We start from the raw sequence: 19238 nt of genomic DNA, 5'->3' as shown, positions 1-19238 counted from the left end.
CGACAGCTTCGTAGGGCTCACCTCACTAATTGTTCTTCTCCCTGCGGGAGTGGTGGCGGATGGATAGACAGGCTGTATAGGAGTAAGTTCACTAATCATTTCCCTTGCTGGGAGAGTGGAAAGAAAGAGAGCCTGTCCCTATGAGTATTGTTGTTTACAATCAACACCATCTGTGTAAAGCATCAATAAGAATGCATAAAAAGACAAGAAAGGGAGGTGTAATTCATTACTAAAATTACATTATCCGCTTAGTTCTTATCCATAACACACCATTGAGAAACAAAATTGCGTTAAATTCCACCTTTTTATATGGGTTTTCTCCTTTTTTTGAGTTATCTTTGTAGATTAAAATAAGAGAAAGTTAATAGAGATGATAGATAACGAATTAGATAAGAAAGAACGTGTCAATCCATTCTTTCTACCTTACGATACGCCGCATGACACAGTGCCTTTCGATCGCATAACACTTGCTGATTATGAAGAGGCAATGATGGAAGGAATCCGTCGCAACGATGAAGAGATTGAGAAGATAATTAATAATCCAGACGAACCTACCTTCGACAACACGATTATTCCCGAAGATGAGGTGAAGGGACGTAAGCATTATTATGACTTGTTGAGCCGTGTTGAGAGTGTGTTCTTTAATATGCTTAGTGCTGAGACATGCGATGAAATGGACGCATTGGCACAGAAGATGAGTCCAATTCTTACGAAGCATAATAATGATGTCAGCTTAAATCCAAAGATATTCGAGCGTGTTAAGCATGTCTATGAGCATCATCGTGACTTGACACCAGAAGAGAATTGTCTGTTAGAGAAAAGCTATGAGGGCTTTGTACGTAGTGGTGCGTTGTTAGATGAAGCTGGAAAAGATAAGTTGCGTAAGCTAACAGAGGAAGCATCCATGCTTTCATTGCAATTCTCACAGAATGTTCTAAAGGAGAATAAAGCCTATACGCTACATCTCACAGACGAGAAACAGCTTGACGGACTACCTGATACAGCACGTGAAGCAGCGCATGAAGCAGCAAAAGAGCATGACTTAGAAGGATGGGTTATCACCTTGGATGCACCAAGTTATAGTCCTTTCATGATGTATAGTACGCAGCGTGAACTACGTCAAGAACTCTTTATGGCACGCAATACACTTTGCATAAAGGATAATGACACCAATAATCTGGAACTCTGCAAACGTCTGATTAATCTGCGTAGGGAGATTGCACAGCTTCTTGGATACGACACTTTTGCTGATTATGTGATGAAACATAGAATGGCAACAACGGTCGAGAATGTGTATAAACTCCTTAATGACCTCATTGAAGCGTACAAACCAAAGGCTATCGAAGAACGTAAAGAGATAGAGACATTGGCTAAAGAGCTTGAAGGGGACGACTTTAAGATGGAGCCTTGGGACGTGGCTTATTACAGTCAGTTGCTTAAGAAGAAGAAATACGACCTCGATCCAGAGATGCTTCGACCCTATTTGGAATTGAACAATGTGATTAAGGGTGTCTTTGGATTAGCTACACGTCTCTATGGTATCACCTTCAAAGAAAACAAGGAGATACCTGTCTATCATCCTGATGTTAAGCCATACGAGGTGTATGATAAGGATGGTAGTTATTTAGCCGTACTCTATGTAGACTTTTATCCACGTAAGGGAAAGCGTGATGGAGCGTGGATGACAGAGTTCCAAGGACAATGGATAGAGCGCGATGGCACAAATGTTCGTCCTCATGCATCACTTGTGATGAATTTCTCTAAGCCTACAAAGGATAAGCCTGCCTTATTGAGATTAGGCGAGGTCGAGACCTTTTTACATGAGTTTGGCCATTCTCTTCATGGCATCTTTGCGAATACACGCTTTGAGAGTCTGTCTGGTACTAATGTATGGTGGGACTTTGTAGAGCTTCCTTCACAGTTTATGGAGAACTTTGCAGTAGAGAAAGACTTCCTTCGTACGTTCGCTTTCCATTATCAGACAGGTGAGCCAATGCCCGACGAGTTGATAGAGAAGGTAATAGCCAGTCGTAATTATGGTGCTGCAATGGCTTGTCTACGACAAGTAAGTTTCGGTCTGTTGGATATGGCTTATTACACATGTAAGGACGAGTTCACCGATGATATTATTCCTTTTGAGAAGCAGGCTTGGGCACCAGCTATCATTGATGAACAGCGTATGGATACATGTATGACAGTTCAGTTCTCTCATATCATGGCGGGAGGATACGCTGCTGGCTATTACAGTTATAAGTGGGCTGAGGTACTCGATGCCGATGCTTTCAGTGTCTTCAAGAAGGAGGGTATCTTCAATCAAGAGGTTGCCCAGCGTTTTAGAGACAACGTTCTCTCACGTGGTGGGACGGAACATCCAATGGTTCTCTATAAGCGTTTTCGTGGTCAAGAGCCTACTATTGATGCCCTGAAAGAACGTGATGGACTTACAAAAGCATGAAGGTAAGGCTTTTCTCGATACCTTTTAAGGGTGGACTATGGTTGAGGGAAAAGCTAACATCATCTATACTTCTTAAGTATCACATCGTGCTCTCATTGCTAAACAGCAAAGTATAAAATCATAATAAGTAAATGAATAACAAGCATATAACAGAATCTTCATCAGCTTCTTCTTCCTTATTAGAAGGGAGAAGCAAGTCTGCTGTCGACTATCGTTACCTTCGTATGGCTCGAATATGGGCTGAGAACTCTTATTGCAAACGTCGTCAAGTAGGTGCGTTGGTCGTTAAAGACAAAATGATTATCAGTGATGGCTATAACGGAACACCGAGTGGCTTTGAGAATGTATGCGAAGATGAGGAGGGCATAACAAAGCCTTATGTACTCCATGCTGAAGCCAATGCAATCACAAAACTTGCTCGAAGTGGTAATAATAGCGAAGGTTCAACGCTCTATGTTACGGCCTCTCCTTGTATTGAGTGTGCAAAGCTCATCATTCAAGCAGGTATTCGCCGAGTTGTGTATGCTGAGAAGTATCGTCTTACGGATGGTATAGATTTACTGACAAGAGCTGGTGTTGAGGTTGAATACAAGAGTCTTGAGGAGGACAATGATCCCACTTCAGATTCTATTTAATATGTATGCCAAATGCTTGTAGCCGTGTGATAGCGAGGAACAATCGGTCTTACAGACTCGAAAAAGATTGTTCCCACTATTATCAGAACCATATTTTATAGTTGAATTATCGAATACTCTTTTAATTATCTCCTCTTCAGAAAGAGGGAGTTAAGGCTTTTATGAATCAGAATAAGAATAATCGTTTCATGCCGTTACTAATGGCGCTTTGTGTTGTCATTGGTATTTTTATTGGTACTTTCTATGCCAATCATTTCTCTGGTAACCGACTAAACATCATCAATAGTGGTAGTAGTCGACTCAGCAACCTACTGCACATCATTGATGATCAGTATGTTGATTCTGTTAATATAGACGAACTTGTAGACAAGGCTATCCCTGAGATATTATCAGAACTCGACCCACACTCTGTTTATATTAGTGCGAAAGATGTCCAACTGGCGACCGACGACTTGAAAGGCTCGTTCTCTGGCGTTGGTATTGAGTTCAATATTCGACAAGACACATTACGCATTCAGAATGTTATTAAGGATGGTCCTGCTGATAAAGCTGGGTTATTAGCTGGCGATAAGGTTGTTAGCATCAATGGAAAGTCGTTTGTTGGTAAGATTGTCACTAATGAAGAAGCAATGCATCGACTAAAGGGACCGAAAGACTCTAAGGTCAAGATTGGTGTTAAACGATATGGTGAGCAAGGTGTTAAGATGTTCACTGTGACACGTGGCGACATAGCTGTGAAGAGTGTTTCTGCAGCTTATATGCTCAATGATACGACAGGTTATATTCGTGTCAAGAGTTTTGGCGAGCGTACCTATGCGGAGATGTTGGCTGCCTTACAGTCGCTTAATATCCGAGGTGCCGACCACTTGGTTATTGACCTTCGTGATAATGGAGGCGGTATATTGGAGGCTGCGGTACAGATGGCTAATGAGTTCCTTCCAAAGAATCGATTGATAGTATATACACAGGGCCGTAAGAGTCCACGTGAAAACTATCGTAGCGATGGCAAAGGAAGCTATCAACATATACCAATGGTTGTACTCATCAATGAAGGAACGGCCTCTGCAGCTGAGATCTTTGCTGGTGCTATGCAAGATAACGACCGTGCTATCATTGTTGGACGTCGTTCTTTTGGTAAGGGTTTGGTACAGCAGCAAATACAGTTTAATGATGGTAGTTTGATAAGACTGACCATAGCACGTTACTATACTCCATCTGGTCGCTGCATACAAAAGCCATTTAAGCCGGGTGATAATGCCGACTACGATAACGATATACTCACTCGTTATCAGCATGGAGAGTTCTTCTCACAAGATAGCATTAAACATCAGGGTCCTGCCTACCATACCAACAATGGACGCATAGTCTATGGTGGAGGTGGCATAACGCCTGACATCTTTGTTCCAGAGGATACTTCTAAGGTGACATCTTACTATAAAGAGGCTGTGGTAAGCGGTTTGATGCTGCAATATGCGTTCAATTATACAGATAAGAATCGTAAGAAACTAAGCGGTTTCGGCGAGGTCTTGCCTTTAGCCAACTACTTAGACCATCAGAATCTCGTAGGTGATTTCGTCGGATTTGCCGAGAAGAACGAATTGCGTCGTCGTAACTTGATGATAATGCGGTCACATTCTTTGTTACAGGAGTATCTTAATAGCCGTATTATCTATAATATTCTTGATGAACAAGCATGGATAGAATATGTCAATCGAAACGATGCCATGATTAAGGCGGCCGTTAATGCCTTTCATCCCAAATCTCTTTTGCTTCTTAAACCGAGGCCGAAGAGTGCGGATAAGTCTATGCTAATGCGAAAAAGAAAAGTGTAATAGCTATGGAACAAAACGAGAAATCCCTTCTTCGCAAGGAAGTAAGAGCACGAAAGAAACAGTTTACTGAAAAAGAACTGATTGCTCAGTCGGAGCCACTCATTAAGCGTGTGTTAAGTCATCCACGCCTGCAAGAGGCAAAGACAGTCCTTTTATATAATTCATTGGCAGATGAGGTCTATACACACGACCTCATCCAGCAGCTTCATCAAGAGGGGAAAAGGGTTCTTCTACCGGTAGTTATAAGTGATACTGAGATGGAACTTCGTCTTTACAAAGGACAAGATTTCTTCAAGTCAAGTAGTTTTGGCATACTTGAACCTATTGGAGAGCCTTTTACAGATTTCTCTTCTATTGAATTTGCACTCATTCCTGGTATGGCTTTTGATAGTCAGAAGAACCGTTTAGGACGTGGGAAAGGCTATTATGATAGGTTCCTTCCACTACTAATAAATGCTTATAAAGTGGGTATCTGTTTTCCTTTCCAGTTCTTGCCAACTATTCCAACAGAGCCAACTGACCAAAGGGTTGATGAGTGTATCTATTAGTTTTTATGAGAGAACGAAGAGGTTATGTGGCTTAAATCCTTAGTTCTCTTATAGTCTTAATGATGTTAACCAATCTTTCCTCTTATCTTCTGCAATGGTGAGGGACGTCAATAGCAATGGTATGGAGTGTTAATACTAACGATAATAGGCGATAATATCAGTCTTTCTGACGATAAGATGCCTTGCAATGTGTTGTTAGTATGAGTGCAGGGTATTGTTAGAAAAAGTGTGTACTATCTAAGGTAAACATAGTGTACTTGGTTAGTCGGATGATGTCTATCGGATGACAATATGATATAAGACGCTATGTGACATAATCAAAGGAGGATGTTACATAGCGTAATTAGTATAAGTGAGCAAAGATATAATGCCAAGTCTAAACCAAGTCTTCGTAGGCTTGGTTCATTTCATTCATTAAGTTCTCAAAGTTATCAGCGTTTAATGATACCTTTCTGAACATCATTTCTAAGTTTTCTTCCTCAAAGTTAACAGGCGACTCATGGAGTAAAGCCATCATTCCCGCTATCATTAATCGATAGACAGTAGCCTGATGTAGACCATTGACTCCTGTCTTAGCTTGCGTTATACCTAAGGCGTAAGCTTGCATCTGAACCCGAACAATAGAACGAATGGCCAACGATACGGGTACACAGTCTTTGTCTATCAAAGCTGGACAGTCTACATAGTAGTCTTCTACAGACTGTAAATGCCCATTAAGTAAAGAGAATATTTGCTTCTGATACTCAGCAGTTACGAGAGTATAAAGTTCTTTACTTCCACAAGCATAACGTAAGAGTATCTTTGCAGAAGTAGTCTCTGAGAAGTGACGGCGCTTCATATCTTCAGTCACAAACTCAAGGTCTGAATAGTTTAGACGTATGAGAATAGGAAAGAGAACAGACACGAATTGAGTAGAGAGGTTGTCGAAGTTGTTTACTAAAAGCTGTTTGTACTCCTTCGGTTCAATCCGCTTTTTCCCTGGATATAAGGCATCTACCTGTCCTGAAAAGAAAGAATGAAAGTAGCCTCTAACCATTGCAGAGGCTACTCTTGAACGACTAATATCTGTTATTCTCATATTATCTTTTACTACTACCTATGTCCACCAAAACTGCTGTTGTTACTTGGTACGTTTGAACGACTTGGGGTTGATGGAGCCTGATTGCTATTTGCTGGTGCGCTTGGGAATGATGAACGTGATGCATTCCCAAATGATGAACCACCGTAGTTACCTGATGATTGACGACTTGGAGCAGGGTATTGCTGCTGTTGAGGTTGATATACAGGTCTGTTAGACTGCTGTCTTGGTCCATCAAACTGCTGATTATAAGAGCTATTTGGCGTAGAATAGGTGTTATCTCTTCTTGCATTGCCAAAGCTACTATACCCGTTATTTTGCTGTGGAGTATTCCAAGCACCGCTATTCTGATATACGTCCTGGTTCGTTCTGGTACGATTTGTTACGATAGGAGGGTTACGGCGTGCACCGAAACGGCCTGCGTAATAGCTGTCATTATATCTGTTTCGCCCGCCACGATAGGTGTAGTATTCTGCAGGAAGGGAACGATAATAATAGTTGCGGTCTGCATAACGATTATAAACCCTATAAGCATAGTTGTTGTTATACCAATAAACAGGACGATAGAAATAGTCTTCACCTATATAATAGTTATATTGGCGTGCATTTAAGACATAGAACAAGTCACTATTGCGACGTGTCCAATAGTCACCGTAAAGAGAGCGCTCACCCTGCATATTAAGGAGGTAATCAAGATTAATCTCGTACACTGCTTGATATTGTGCATCGGTAAGTCCAAGTTCGTAAGCCATCTTGTCTGACAAGAAAAGAGCTTGTCTTCGTGCCTCTTCATACCCAATTCGACCGTATGTGCTACTGTATCCAACGTTATAACCATCATCGTAAACAGCCATAGGACCACCATAACCACCACTGGCAGATAGGTATGCGCCACATGAAGAGAGTGAAAGACTTAGGAGACCTAAGGCGAATGTATATAAAAAGTTCTTTTTCATATCTGTAACCTTTAATGTAAACTACTTTTGTTCATTCTCTATTGCAAAAGTAGTCTTTTGGTTTCAAATATCTTATAGGCAAATTCCTATTCGGTTGGGGAAAGTTCCTATAAGTTATTCCACTTCCTCTACGATGGTGTTAGGGACTTCCTTTGATTTCAACATTTCGTCAAGACTTTTGAAAGTGTAGGCTGCCTTGTCTTTTACAAACGTCTTAGAGAAACGGTCCCGTAGGCTCATAAGTTTTTGTACAGCTTCTTGATAAGTCTCAGCGGTAATGCGGTCTGCCATTGCTTGTGCATTCACAGGGGTGAAATCGAAGTATTGTACAAGATACTGTTGGAACTGTCGACGTTGAGTTTGCGTCATTTCCTGCAACTGTACATTCATCTTATCCTTTGCACGATGTATGATGAAGATTAGTTCATCAGGCTCACCACCACGCTGTCCACGGTCATATTTCTTCTCATACTCAAAGTGACAATCACAGAACCCACGCTCGGCAAGCTCCTTTAATTCCTGCATTGCTGGGTCGAGAACACGGCGGCAGAAATCAGAGAACTTCTTGTAGTTGTTTTCCAAACGAAGCATCTTGCGGAACTCCAAAGTCTTGATAACTGTACGACCTTTGTCCACCCAAGACTCGATGAACATATAAATACGCTGCGTATAACGGTTCTTACAAGCGAAGACAATCTGTTTTCCCAATCGATGATAGCCAAAGTCTAATGATACAAGACGCTCGGCAACAGTATGATCGAGCTTTAGAATGGCGTATTTGTTGTAGGAACGATCCTCTGGTATATATACATCACAAAGGTTAGTTGCCTTGGTGTACTTTCTTCCTTCAGCCGTTTTATATGGGATTTCGACAGGTATTGAAGCCAACATCTTCAGTGAGTTACGTAACTGTGGATAGTGGTTCGGGTCAACACCTAATTCCTTGAAAGGTAGCTTGATAGGCATACGTCCATCCTCATCCAGCTCATCCGTGTGGAATAAGTCAAGTTGAAAGCCTCGCTTATTGTTCAATATTCCATGCAAGATAGACTGTAGACTCTCAACAATAGACACCAAAATTCTAACCTGAATGAGCGAATAGTCATGGCGCATCATGGTCACAGCAATAGGCTGAAGAAGCCATGTCTCTTCTTCTATTGGGATAAGATCATTCGAGATAGTACGGCTTTTTAAGGGAGCTTTCTGTGCTTTTGCACCGCGTTTACGCGTTACCTTTCTTACGGCTGTTTTATCTGTTGTCATATTAACTGTCTTAGCTTATCATGTATCTTATAACACTTTACAAGCTACAAAGATACCGCTTTTATTTGGAACAAGCCACTAAAACAACAAAAATAGTTTCTTCTTAGTTTTTTGATGGCTATCTTGTAGATGCTGTTCTATTAATAAGTAAAGCCTCTTTGGGTAACTCGTTGTATGGTGTTAAGCCTTATTACGATTAGTGTTTACAATTAACAAATTTCGTGTGGTGTATTACTACGTTTTAAAAAGAGCGCCGAAAGAGTTATATAAGGTAACATGATATATATCAAGTAGGTAGGGATAAGGAAATAGTGGATAGCATAGTAGTGCTCCTTTTGTGCTTTTCTCGAGGATAATAATTAATGATAAAAAACCAAATACTTTACGACTACTATTGCATTATTGACTTTTTTTTGTTATTTTGCATACGATATCATTACGAAGTAACAAGATGAAGAATCAGAAGATGTATGAGCCTGATGATAAGATGATTTATCTTATCAGAGATAATTATGACTTATTACAAAGCTTAGGGTGCTTTGGAATAAGTTTGGGCTTTGGTGATAAGACCGTGAGAGAGGTTTGTGATGATCAGAATGTAGACACTTACACATTCTTGGCAGTTGTTAATTTTACGATAAATGGATATAAAGCTTTTGATGATGTAGACCGATTGTCAATCCCAACCCTTATGCAATACCTGCGAGCAAGCCATACTTACTATCTTGAATACAAGTTACCTTTCATACGAAAGGAGCTGTGTGCGTCTTTGGATGAGACTGATAATCTTGCTCGTCTTATCCTTCGTCTATATGATGAATATGCCCATTCTATCCATAATCACATGCAGTATGAAGAGAAGAATGTGTTCCCATACGTTGATTCGCTGCTGAATGGTGAGGCAAATGACACATACGATGTTGAGACTTATTCTAAGCATCATAGTCAAACAGATGTGAAGTTACGTGAGTTGAAGAGTATTATTATCAAGTATCTACCTTCAGATACGCATCATAATAATCGTCTGACAGCTACTTTATATGATATCTATAACTGTGAAGCATGGCTTGAACAACATGCTTTAGTAGAAGAAGAAATCTTCATACCAGTGATTAGACGCTTAGAACAAAAGAGTAAGCAGAATGACGTAAGTGTGAAGATATCAAACATGATTACGCAGAGTCCTCTGTCTGATGAGGTACTTAGTGATCGTGAAAAAGATGTTATCGTTGATGTAGCGCAGGGTATGACGAATAAGGAGATAGCCGATCATCTTTGTATCTCTACGAACACTGTGATTACACATCGTCGTAATATTGCACGTAAGCTACAAATACATTCACCAGCAGGATTGACGATTTATGCAATTGTTAATAATCTTGTGGATATCAGTAGTGTGAAGCTATGATGAGTAAGAACAAGTAGGAAAGGGGGAACTCTCACTTTCTTAAAGACAAATACGAATGAAACATCCTTCTAACTTAGATATGAGTCGTCCTAAGATTGCCATAGTCGATCCCAATACACTTGTCATCTTGGGCTTGAAACAGCTTCTACAGAATGTAATGCCTATTATGACTGTGGAGTCGTTCTCTACTTTTCAAGAATTTGAAAAGGCGCAAGTAGACTCGTTCTATCATTACTTTGTATCGCAAGTAATTGTCTTAGAGAACAGGCAGTTCTTCTCTCAATGTATCCATAAAACCATTGTTCTGACAATTACGAAAGACCCTAATTCACAGCTCTCAGGCTTTCATAGCTTCTGTATCAATGTGCCTGAGGATGAGCTTGTCAAGGCAATCTTAAAGATAGCACAGTATGGTCATCCTGGTGGAAAGAACCTTCCAGAACTTCCTCAGGTACTAAAGAATAAGATACTGAGTAATCGTGAGATAGAAGTTATGTCGTTAATTGTACAAGGATTGATTAACAAAGAGATAGCAGAAAAGCTGAATATAAGTCTGACAACAGTAATAACACACCGCAAGAATATTATGGATAAACTCGGAATGAAGAGTGTATCTGCTTTGACAATCTATGCTGTTATGCACGGTTATATAGACATAAACAAGATATAAGAGCTTAATCTCAACCTTTCTATATCTCCTTTCTGTTATTATAAGAAAGGAGATAATAGATGAGCAAACCATCCACGGAAACGTTGCCAAGGGGTGCGCCATTGTTTCCACTTAGTTTCTGTCAGTTTAAAACTATCTTTCTTTTGTGCCTCAAAAAGGTTATCTAACTCGTGAGTCGTACATGCGTCTATAATGACAGCATTCTCTTCACGGTCCCAACGAAGACTTCTTGCATTAAGATTGGCCGATCCAACGGTACAGAATTGACCATCTACAGTAATAATCTTTGTGTGATGGAAGCCTTTCTCATACAGCCAAACAATACATCCTTCTTTCATTAATTTGTGTGCATTATAGAACCCACAGTCAGGGGTTAGAGGGATATCACTCTTCACACTGAGTAGTATCTCCACCTTTACACCTCGTTTAGCAGCATTTCGTAAAGCCTTCTTCAAGGCCCTACTCAGTGTGAAATAAGGATTGATAAGTTTGATACTATCTTTTGCATCATTGATAGTATTAACATAGAAGTAGCGGATAATATCCTTTGATGTATGTGGTTCACGGTTGATGATACCAACCATTTTATTCCCAACACTACCACAAGTGTCTTGTTTTAAGCCTTTTATATAATCGGCATTAGATACACCACGATAGTATTTTGCACCATGTATCTTCTGTCCAGATGCCAAATACCACATTCTTAGAAAGATGTTTTGAAGCGTGTTAACCTCATCTCCCTCTATACGACAGTGCATGTCATGCCATGAACCAACGACTTTGGTACCATTGATGTAGTAGTCTGCCACATTCATCCCACCTGTGTAAGCTACCTTCCCATCAATGACAACAATCTTGCGATGGTCACGATTGAAGATATCATGCAACCATGGGAACTCCATAGGCTTGAACTCGTAAATCTGAATACCCTTTTCACGGATAGACTTCAAGTTCTTTTTCTTCATAGGGCGATTATTGCTTGCATTACCAAAGCCGTCGAAGACTGCCCTCACCTCAACCCCCTCTTTTGCTTTTGCTGCTAAATGCTTTATCAATTCTTCATTGATAGAGTCATTACGAAAGTTGAAGTATTCCAAATGAATACTCGAACGTGCTTGGTCAATCGCCTTAAAAAGGTCATTAAACTTTTCCCTTCCTGTTGTAAGTAAGGTTACGGAGTTGTTGTGAGAGAAGTGTACACCTTTCTTTCTAAGCTGGTTAACAATCAAAGAATCAGCCCTATCTGCCGTCATCTCATGTCTTTCAGCTAAAGAGCCTTGAGCCTCTGTCTGTGCTGAAAGACGTGTTGGACATATTATACTATATAGTGCCATCACCGTTGTGATGGCTTTTCTTATGCTAAAACTTACTTTTATCTCTCTCATTTTTCGTCGATAGCAGTAGCAATCTATTGTTGTAATAGATTGTCCCACTCAATATAAATACATAGATAAGATAATCGCATCTTATCTTTACAGCATACAGCTATAATGGTCTACAACACCTAAAAGATGTTTCTCGTTGTCGCATACCAATACAGTATGGATCTTGTTTTGCTGCATAATATGCTGAATCTCTGTTATCTTTGTTGTCGGCAAGACCGTTTTAGGGCTCTTTGTCATAATGTCACTGACCGTATGATCAAAGAATTCTGCCTGCCAATGCTCCATAGCTCTACGGATATCGCCATCAGTTATCAGTCCTATCACTTTCCCATTATCAACTGATACACCCAAGCCAAGCTTACCTTTGCTGACATGTATGATTGCTTCGCCTAAGTGCATATCCTTTGGTATGATAGGAAGCTCGTCTGAACGCATAACATCTTGTGCTGTTGTCAATAGGCGTTTACCTAACTCTCCACCTGGATGGAACTGTGCGAAGTCCTGTGGCTTGAAGTCGCGAACACGCATGAGAGCAACTGCTAATGCGTCACCCATGACCAGTGCAGCTGTTGTCGAGCTGGTTGGAGCAAGGTTGAGAGGACAGGCTTCTTTCTCGACCCATACTTTTAGGTGGGCTGTAGAATACTTTGCCAATAGGGAATTAGGGTTGGCACTCATTCCTATAATAGGGATATCCATGTGAAGAACTATCGGAATGAAACGGAGTAATTCGTCTGTTTGACCAGAATTAGACAAGGCTAAGACGACATCCTCTTTGGTCATTACCCCCAAGTCACCATGATAAGCGTCTAAGGGATTGACGAAGAAAGCAGGTGTACCCGTTGAAGAGAGTGTTGCTGCTATCTTTGCACCTATATTTCCACTCTTGCCAACACCAGTAACAATGATTTTACCCGTACAATGATACATCAAGCTAACGGCCTTATCAAAGTTCTCATCCAACTGATTTATTAAGTTGAGTGTTGCGTCTGCCTCCTCTTTTATACATTGTGTGGCATACGCTCTGACTTGCGTCAATCTCTCTTCTGCTTCCATCATATTAGTTTTCCTATTAATTCGTCTAACTTTTCAAGCTCTAACATATTGGCTGCATCAGACAATCCAGCGTCTGGTGTAGGGTGAACCTCAAAGAAGTAACCTGTTGCACCGAACGCTTTAGCTGCCAAAGCCATTGATGGTACGAACTTGCGATCGCCCACAGTTTTCCCGTCTCCAGCGCTTGGTCTCTGTACACTATGCGTGCAATCCATAATGACATCGGGGACAATCTCTTTCATGTCAGGTATGTTTCGAAAATCAACAACAAGGTTGTTGTATCCAAAACAGTTCCCACGCTCCGTCAGCCACACCTCTTTAGCTCCGCTCTCTTGGCATTTCTGAACAGGATAACGCATGTCTCTACCACTAAGGAATTGTGCTTTCTTTATGTTTACAATCTTGCCTGTTTTTGCAGCAGCCACTAATAAGTCAGTCTGTCGACATAGGAAGGCTGGTATCTGAATAACATCAACAACTTCTCCTACGGCTTTAGCCTGATAACTCTCATGAATATCAGTCAACAGGCGTAGTCCATATTTATCCTTGATAGCCTGTAACATCTCAAGACCCTTCTCAAGTCCTGGGCCACGAAAGGAGTGTATGCTCGTTCGATTAGCTTTATCAAAGCTCGCTTTGAAGATGATATCGATGTCGTATTTGTTGTTGAGTCGCACTAACTCTTCGGCTACAATGCCGAGAAGCTCTTGATTTTCTATAACGCAGGGACCTGCAATGAAGGTAGGTTTATTCATCATTATTCGATTATATAAATAGCTTCTTTTACCATAAAAGTATGATATTTTCTGCAAGAAATGATTGCAAAGTTATATATAATAAGGTGAAGAGACAAGTAATTAACGTTCATTTAGATGTTTAAAGTAAAACTTATGCGTAAAATTTGGCAGTTTAATAGAAAACCCTTTACTTTGCACACAGAAAACAAAGCTTATTGTCTCTTACGGCTTAAAGGGTTGTTGAGAGATATAGCATAAGGTAAAATAGATATAATTCAGTATTAATTAAAAAGTTTTCTATTATGAAAAAGATTTTATTGTCATTTGCAGTAGCATTTGTTTCACTTGCTGCAAGCGCACAGGTTTACGTTGGTGGTAGCGTTGGTATCGCTTCTTCTAAGACAGACGGGGCTGATGCTGTTACTACTTATCAGTTCCTCCCAGAGGTTGGTTACAACATCAACGGTGACTGGGCAATCGGTACTACACTCGGTTGGGGTAAGGGTGACCCTGTAGAATATGAGACTGGTGCTCGTAACTACGTTAAGGTTGCACCATACGCTCGTTACACTTTCGTACGCTCTAAGTATGTAAATGCTTTCGTAGATGGCGGTTTCGGTTATGCTCACTACAACCATGCTGACGGTGCTTCAGTTTCTTACAATCAGTGGGAAGCAGGTTTGAGACCAGGTCTTGCAGTTAACCTCAGTCCAAAGGTAAGCTTCGTAAGTCACATTGGTTTCGTAGGTTGGAAGTCTACTAAGGCTGATGTAAGTGGCGCTAAGGCAAGCAATGTTTGGGGTGCTTCTCTTAATGGTAACAATATCACCTTCGGTGTATATTACAATTTCTAATCAATTGAGTTGAAGAAACTTAATAATTATATGGAGGAACGCTGTTTAGCGTTCCTCTTTTCGTTTCTGTTTCTTTCCCTTGTGGTGCCTACTTGCATGCTAAAACCTGTATTACTCTGTGAAGCAAGCAAGACGTCTTCTTTAGCTATTGGCATTTTCAATAGATTATTTTAGTACGATCTCCATACTTCAAAGTGATTGGTAGAGTTGTGAAAAGTCATTACAAAATATTACGCAAATCATTCTTAAGAAAAGAGTATAATATCTCCTAAAAGTTAGCTTGTAATCTTCATGAAATCAATATGTTACAAATAGCGTTAAAGAAGACGCCTTTCTTGCACCAAGAAGGGCGTCTTCTATGAGTAAGAAGGGCATGTTCTCAATTGCAAGTAGGCGTCTTCTATTATCTTATAGAGCATATAGTGGATTCTAAGGTAGTAAAAAAAAGTAGCGTTCTCTCCTGTCTTTTCGAACGAAAGAGAGTATCTTTCGAAATAGTTCTCGCTGTTATATTGTATTTAATGAGCAAAGAGAGAAAACATCATTGCAGACTTTACTTGTCTCGTTCTCCAATTTTCCTTCAACCGAAGATGGGGCTGAATGTCTCATAGTAGGTATTGGCAGGGGGAGTAAAATGTATTCTTTTACTCGCAGATCAATACTAATTTTTCACACAGCAATACAATATAAACAGGTGTTCTGCCCTCGAAGTTTTTCGTGTTTATACTCCGTACTACTCGTGTACGTACTCCACTCGTTCGTAAAAAAGGAAATTAATGCTTATATTAGCTGCCACGAAAGATTGGAATAAGTCGCTGATAACCAATTATATAGTAATGGTTTTATCCATGCTTTGATGCGTTTTACTTACATGAATAGCCCCGTCACTTAGTTATTATTTTGTTGTTTGATAGTGATTTCACGCTGTGGGAATGGGATTTCAATGCCATTCTTATTAAGCGTTTCGTAGATACATTCCATGATATCACCAATGTCACTACCTCGTGTAAATACATTCAGCCACACAATAATGCTCAATGTAATGCAGCTATCATCAAAGCTTTTAAGTCTGACAACGACTGGTTGTGCTTCGTAAGTGACTCCCAATGAGGTTATTGCGTCTGTAAGAAGAGCCTTTACCTCCTTAATGTTGGTTCCGTAAGCTACTCCAACCTCAAGGATATCCAACTCATAACCATGATTCTTTGTCATGTTCTTGTAGTTTTTGGTGAATAGTTGTGAGTTTTGGAAGGCAATAACCGAACCATCGAGGGCTTCTATCATAGTAGAAGTATAGCTGATAGAGCTTACCCTACCACGAATGTCATCACAAATGATGTAGTCGCCAATCTTGATACGACCAGCCATCAGAGAGATGCCATAATAGATGTTTTCGAGGATATCCTTCATCGCAAAACCTATACCCGTTGACAGTCCACCCGTCACAACGACCAACCATGTGCTGCTGACCTTGATGATGCTAAGTGTAGTTAATAGCCATGCACCCCAGATAACAACCTGTAATACATTGATATACATTGTTGCACGTGCTTCAGCCGTTGATGGGTCGTTTCGTTTGAGATACAGTTTAATTGCATCACGAATCGTTAGGTTTAGATAATTAAATACGAACCAAAGGATGGTTACAACGGCTATGGCGTAAACACTAATCTTTATGTTTGTAGAGTCAATGAAGTTGTCACGAATCAAATCCCAAGTCAACCCACTAAGATTGAACACGTCTGTTGCCCAATAAACGGCCATAAAGAAAGATATGACCAAAGCTATAGGGATGAGAACAATGTCTATGAAGCGTAGTGCCCATACCTTTATAGGCGATAAGTTCTTGATAGGGTGTTTAGCTCTATATTGATTCAGATAGTCTTTGAAGAAGGCGATTGTAAGAATACATGCCAATTGCATTGACCACCAGATAATTACTTGTACGGCAAACATCGTATATCCTATCCATGCACTCACAAGTGAGAAGACAAAGACAAGTTGAGACATATAAGCGAAGTTCAGGTCGTAACGAGGTACAAGTTTGTGATATCTGTAAATCATTCTTGCCTGCCACAAGGTGTCGATAAGTAATAGAGGCGGGAAGAGGAGCGTCACGATAGAGCTTGGGAGCATTACAATACGGAAGGTAATGACGAAGAACCCAATCATTATCAATGGATAGTAGATGCGATAAGCGTTGTGTGTCTGTGAGCCTTCTACACGCAGGAGCAGGGAAGCAAAGATAACTGTCAGCATCCATGTGTACTCTAAGAGTAGGCTGCAAGCCATGTGTACGAAATTAGAAGGTGAGAACAATCTGATGATGACAAGTATGATACTAAACGTAATCACGGAAGCCAACATGATAATACACGTACGCTTTGCAAGAAAAGCATGACTCTTCTGCTCGAACCTATCGGTTTTCATGACCTTAGTAACTAAGAAACGAATACTCAGATAATTGATTAAGATGGCTATCAAACCATAAATGAGTATCATACTAAAAAGTGTGATTATCCACTTTACATCCCATTGTGAGGCAACAACAGGGTCGGAAGTGTATTTCTCGGAGAGTGTTGTGTTCATTTGATTGAAGCGTAGTCGGGCAGTCTTTAAGAATTTGAAATAGTTGTCTCCAGAGTTCGTAAAGATACCAGACTGTATCTCCTCATACCTTTTCTGTGCGTAGGCATCGAGTGCTTCTAATTGTTGTTGGCTAAACTTATAGTATTGGATGTATTCTTTATAGGAGTCGTTACGCTCTTTTAGCATCCTTCGAATACTTGCTGCAAGGGTAAGACAGACGTTACGGTCGGTCTTCATCTTAGGCGTGAGACCAAAGATATACATCGTACTGAGTACGTTGATTAATGAGTCGTAACGTGCTATCTCTTCATTACTTTCTGTGATAAGGTCGTGGAAGGGACGGGTCTTGGTTTGAAAGTCTTTCCATAATTCGGTCGCTTGTTGGCAGGCATAAGTAAGGTCGAAGATGTTATCCGTCTTTTGAGAATAAAGCATCAAGGATATTTGAGCAGAATTATCACCAATCTCTTTCAGTTGGCTTGTAACTTGTTCGGTAATAAATCTTGATTTATTCAGCTGTTTTGTTAGTTCTAAATGCTGCGCAATCAGTTCAGAGCGTAGTACTTGTAGAGAGTTTTTTAGTGAGTCCTCTTGTAGAACAGCATGTGTTGGCAGTGTGAGGATGAAAAGTAATATAGTGATAAAAAATAGCTTTTTGCGCATATCTGTTTGACTCTAAAAAGGGTTGTTATGTATTATATAGGTGTACAAAGATACGGAAACTTTGCCATTTAGGGCTGTATAGGAATGTAAAATGATACTAAAGATAGCTTTGTTTGTGCTTTTCTTATGTCACATGGCGTGTAAACGAATAAAAAATCGTAAGTTTGCACGAAAAAAGAGCACTATGATATTAATTGCCGATAGTGGAGGTTCTAAAACAGACTGGGCATTGGTAAGTCTGCCGACAGATACCAGTAAGTGCGTTCTGAGAGTCCGTACACAGGGATTAAATCCTTTTCATCAATCGAAGGATGTCATTTTACAAACATTAGAACAGGAGCTAATACCAGTGTTAATCAAGGCTACTGAACAAAACAACAATTCTCTAAGGGAGGCTGATATAATCAAGTTGGTCACACAGATATACTTTTATGGGGCTGGATGTACAAAGAGTCTTTCACCCATTGTAAGTGAAGCACTCAGCATGGCATTCCCTTCTGCTTCGGTGAAAGTAGAGAGCGATTTGTTAGGTGCAGCTCATGCAGTATGCGGACATGAGGCCGGAATCGCTTGTATATTAGGTACTGGTGCTAATAGCTGTCAGTATGATGGCGAGCAGATTGTAGCAAATATTCCCCCCTTGGGTTATATCTTGGGAGACGAAGGCAGTGGGGCTGTTCTTGGAAAGTTATTACTCAATGGCATCTTCAAAGGCGATTTGCCAACAGAGATACGTGATCTGTATTTAGAATGGAGCGGATTGAGCTATCCTGAAATTATTGATAAAGTATATCGTCAACCACTTGCAAACCGCTTTTTAGCAGGGATCTCAAGATTTATCAAAGACAACTTGCAACATACTGAATTAGAGGCTTTAGTAGAATATAATTTCGATAATTTCTTTAAGAAAAATATCTTGAAGTATAAATCATCTCCAATCCGTACTATTTCAGCGGTTGGAGGGATAGCAGCAGCTTTTGAACCGCAATTAAGAGCCAGTGCTAATCGCTTCGATTATCAAGTTGGTAAGGTGATAGCCTCACCTATAGAGGGTTTGATTGAATATTATTCTTAGGATGAATTGTCAATTATGACCAGTGAATCTGATA

The 19238-nt window shown here is 40.3% G+C and carries 15 protein-coding genes; 8 read left to right on the top strand and 7 right to left on the bottom strand.

What is annotated here, in order from left to right; all coding sequences use genetic code 11:
- The first annotated feature begins 370 nt into the window (after positions 1-370).
- From HMPREF0666_RS05080 to HMPREF0666_RS05065, 4 genes are all read left to right on the top strand, one after another.
- A complete protein-coding gene (locus HMPREF0666_RS05080; RefSeq protein ID WP_009011267.1) occupies positions 371-2455 on the top strand; it encodes a M3 family metallopeptidase in 2085 nt (694 codons plus the stop codon).
- Between the two features lie 131 nt (positions 2456-2586).
- On the top strand, positions 2587-3090 hold the full coding sequence (locus HMPREF0666_RS05075; protein WP_009011266.1) for a dCMP deaminase family protein: 504 nt from the start codon (positions 2587-2589) through the stop codon (positions 3088-3090).
- A gap of 161 nt (positions 3091-3251) precedes the next feature.
- On the top strand, positions 3252-4922 hold the full coding sequence (locus tag HMPREF0666_RS05070) for a S41 family peptidase (RefSeq protein WP_009011265.1): 1671 nt from the start codon (positions 3252-3254) through the stop codon (positions 4920-4922).
- Between the two features lie 5 nt (positions 4923-4927).
- A complete protein-coding gene (locus HMPREF0666_RS05065; RefSeq protein ID WP_009011264.1) occupies positions 4928-5470 on the top strand; it encodes a 5-formyltetrahydrofolate cyclo-ligase in 543 nt (180 codons plus the stop codon).
- A 376-nt stretch (positions 5471-5846) separates the two neighbouring features.
- Here HMPREF0666_RS05065 and HMPREF0666_RS05060 read toward each other — a convergent pair whose 3' ends face one another.
- From HMPREF0666_RS05060 to HMPREF0666_RS05050, 3 genes are all read right to left on the bottom strand, one after another.
- Positions 5847-6548, bottom strand: a complete 702-nt coding sequence (locus HMPREF0666_RS05060; RefSeq protein ID WP_009011263.1) for a hypothetical protein — start codon at positions 6546-6548, stop codon at positions 5847-5849.
- Between the two features lie 14 nt (positions 6549-6562).
- The gene (locus HMPREF0666_RS05055; RefSeq protein WP_009011262.1) at positions 6563-7504 is read right to left on the bottom strand and encodes a hypothetical protein; all 942 of its coding nucleotides are present in this window, start codon (positions 7502-7504) and stop codon (positions 6563-6565) included.
- Between the two features lie 114 nt (positions 7505-7618).
- Positions 7619-8767, bottom strand: coding sequence for a replication initiation protein (locus HMPREF0666_RS05050; RefSeq protein ID WP_009011261.1), 1149 nt, complete (start codon positions 8765-8767; stop codon positions 7619-7621).
- 451 nt (positions 8768-9218) lie between these two features.
- On the opposite strand from HMPREF0666_RS05050, the gene HMPREF0666_RS05045 reads away from it, so the two are divergent.
- Positions 9219-10175, top strand: coding sequence for a LuxR C-terminal-related transcriptional regulator (locus HMPREF0666_RS05045; RefSeq protein ID WP_042856015.1), 957 nt, complete (start codon positions 9219-9221; stop codon positions 10173-10175).
- Between the two features lie 55 nt (positions 10176-10230).
- The gene (locus tag HMPREF0666_RS05040) at positions 10231-10845 is read left to right on the top strand and encodes a response regulator transcription factor (protein ID WP_009011259.1); all 615 of its coding nucleotides are present in this window, start codon (positions 10231-10233) and stop codon (positions 10843-10845) included.
- Positions 10846-10883: 38 nt separating this feature from the next.
- Here HMPREF0666_RS05040 and HMPREF0666_RS05035 read toward each other — a convergent pair whose 3' ends face one another.
- The 3 genes from HMPREF0666_RS05035 to kdsA all read right to left on the bottom strand — a co-directional run bounded on the left by HMPREF0666_RS05035 (position 10884) and on the right by kdsA (position 14044).
- Positions 10884-12230: a phosphatidylserine/phosphatidylglycerophosphate/cardiolipin synthase family protein gene (locus tag HMPREF0666_RS05035; protein WP_042856014.1), complete on the bottom strand. Its 1347-nt coding sequence runs from the start codon at positions 12228-12230 to the stop codon at positions 10884-10886.
- 87 nt (positions 12231-12317) lie between these two features.
- Positions 12318-13289, bottom strand: a complete 972-nt coding sequence (locus HMPREF0666_RS05030; protein WP_009011257.1) for an SIS domain-containing protein — start codon at positions 13287-13289, stop codon at positions 12318-12320.
- A complete protein-coding gene (kdsA, locus tag HMPREF0666_RS05025; protein ID WP_009011256.1) occupies positions 13286-14044 on the bottom strand; it encodes a 3-deoxy-8-phosphooctulonate synthase in 759 nt (252 codons plus the stop codon). The genes HMPREF0666_RS05030 and kdsA overlap by 4 nt, the downstream gene beginning before the upstream one ends.
- 281 nt (positions 14045-14325) lie before the next feature.
- Between kdsA and HMPREF0666_RS05020 the strand changes: the two genes are divergently transcribed.
- Positions 14326-14877, top strand: a complete 552-nt coding sequence (locus tag HMPREF0666_RS05020) for an outer membrane beta-barrel protein (protein ID WP_009011255.1) — start codon at positions 14326-14328, stop codon at positions 14875-14877.
- An 888-nt stretch (positions 14878-15765) separates the two neighbouring features.
- Here the strand turns inward: HMPREF0666_RS05020 and HMPREF0666_RS05015 are convergent.
- Entirely contained in the window at positions 15766-18129 is a 2364-nt protein-coding gene (locus HMPREF0666_RS05015; RefSeq protein WP_009011254.1) for a mechanosensitive ion channel domain-containing protein, read from the bottom strand.
- Positions 18130-18313: 184 nt separating this feature from the next.
- Between HMPREF0666_RS05015 and HMPREF0666_RS05010 the strand changes: the two genes are divergently transcribed.
- Entirely contained in the window at positions 18314-19204 is an 891-nt protein-coding gene (locus tag HMPREF0666_RS05010; protein ID WP_009011253.1) for an ATPase, read from the top strand.
- Positions 19205-19238 lie beyond the last annotated feature (34 nt).

The sequence above is a fragment of the Prevotella sp. C561 genome, from assembly GCF_000224595.1.
Classification (GTDB): Bacteria; Bacteroidota; Bacteroidia; order Bacteroidales; family Bacteroidaceae; genus Prevotella; species Prevotella jejuni.
Note: the sequence above shows the minus strand (reverse complement) of the source record. Positions and strands in the feature narration are given on the sequence as shown.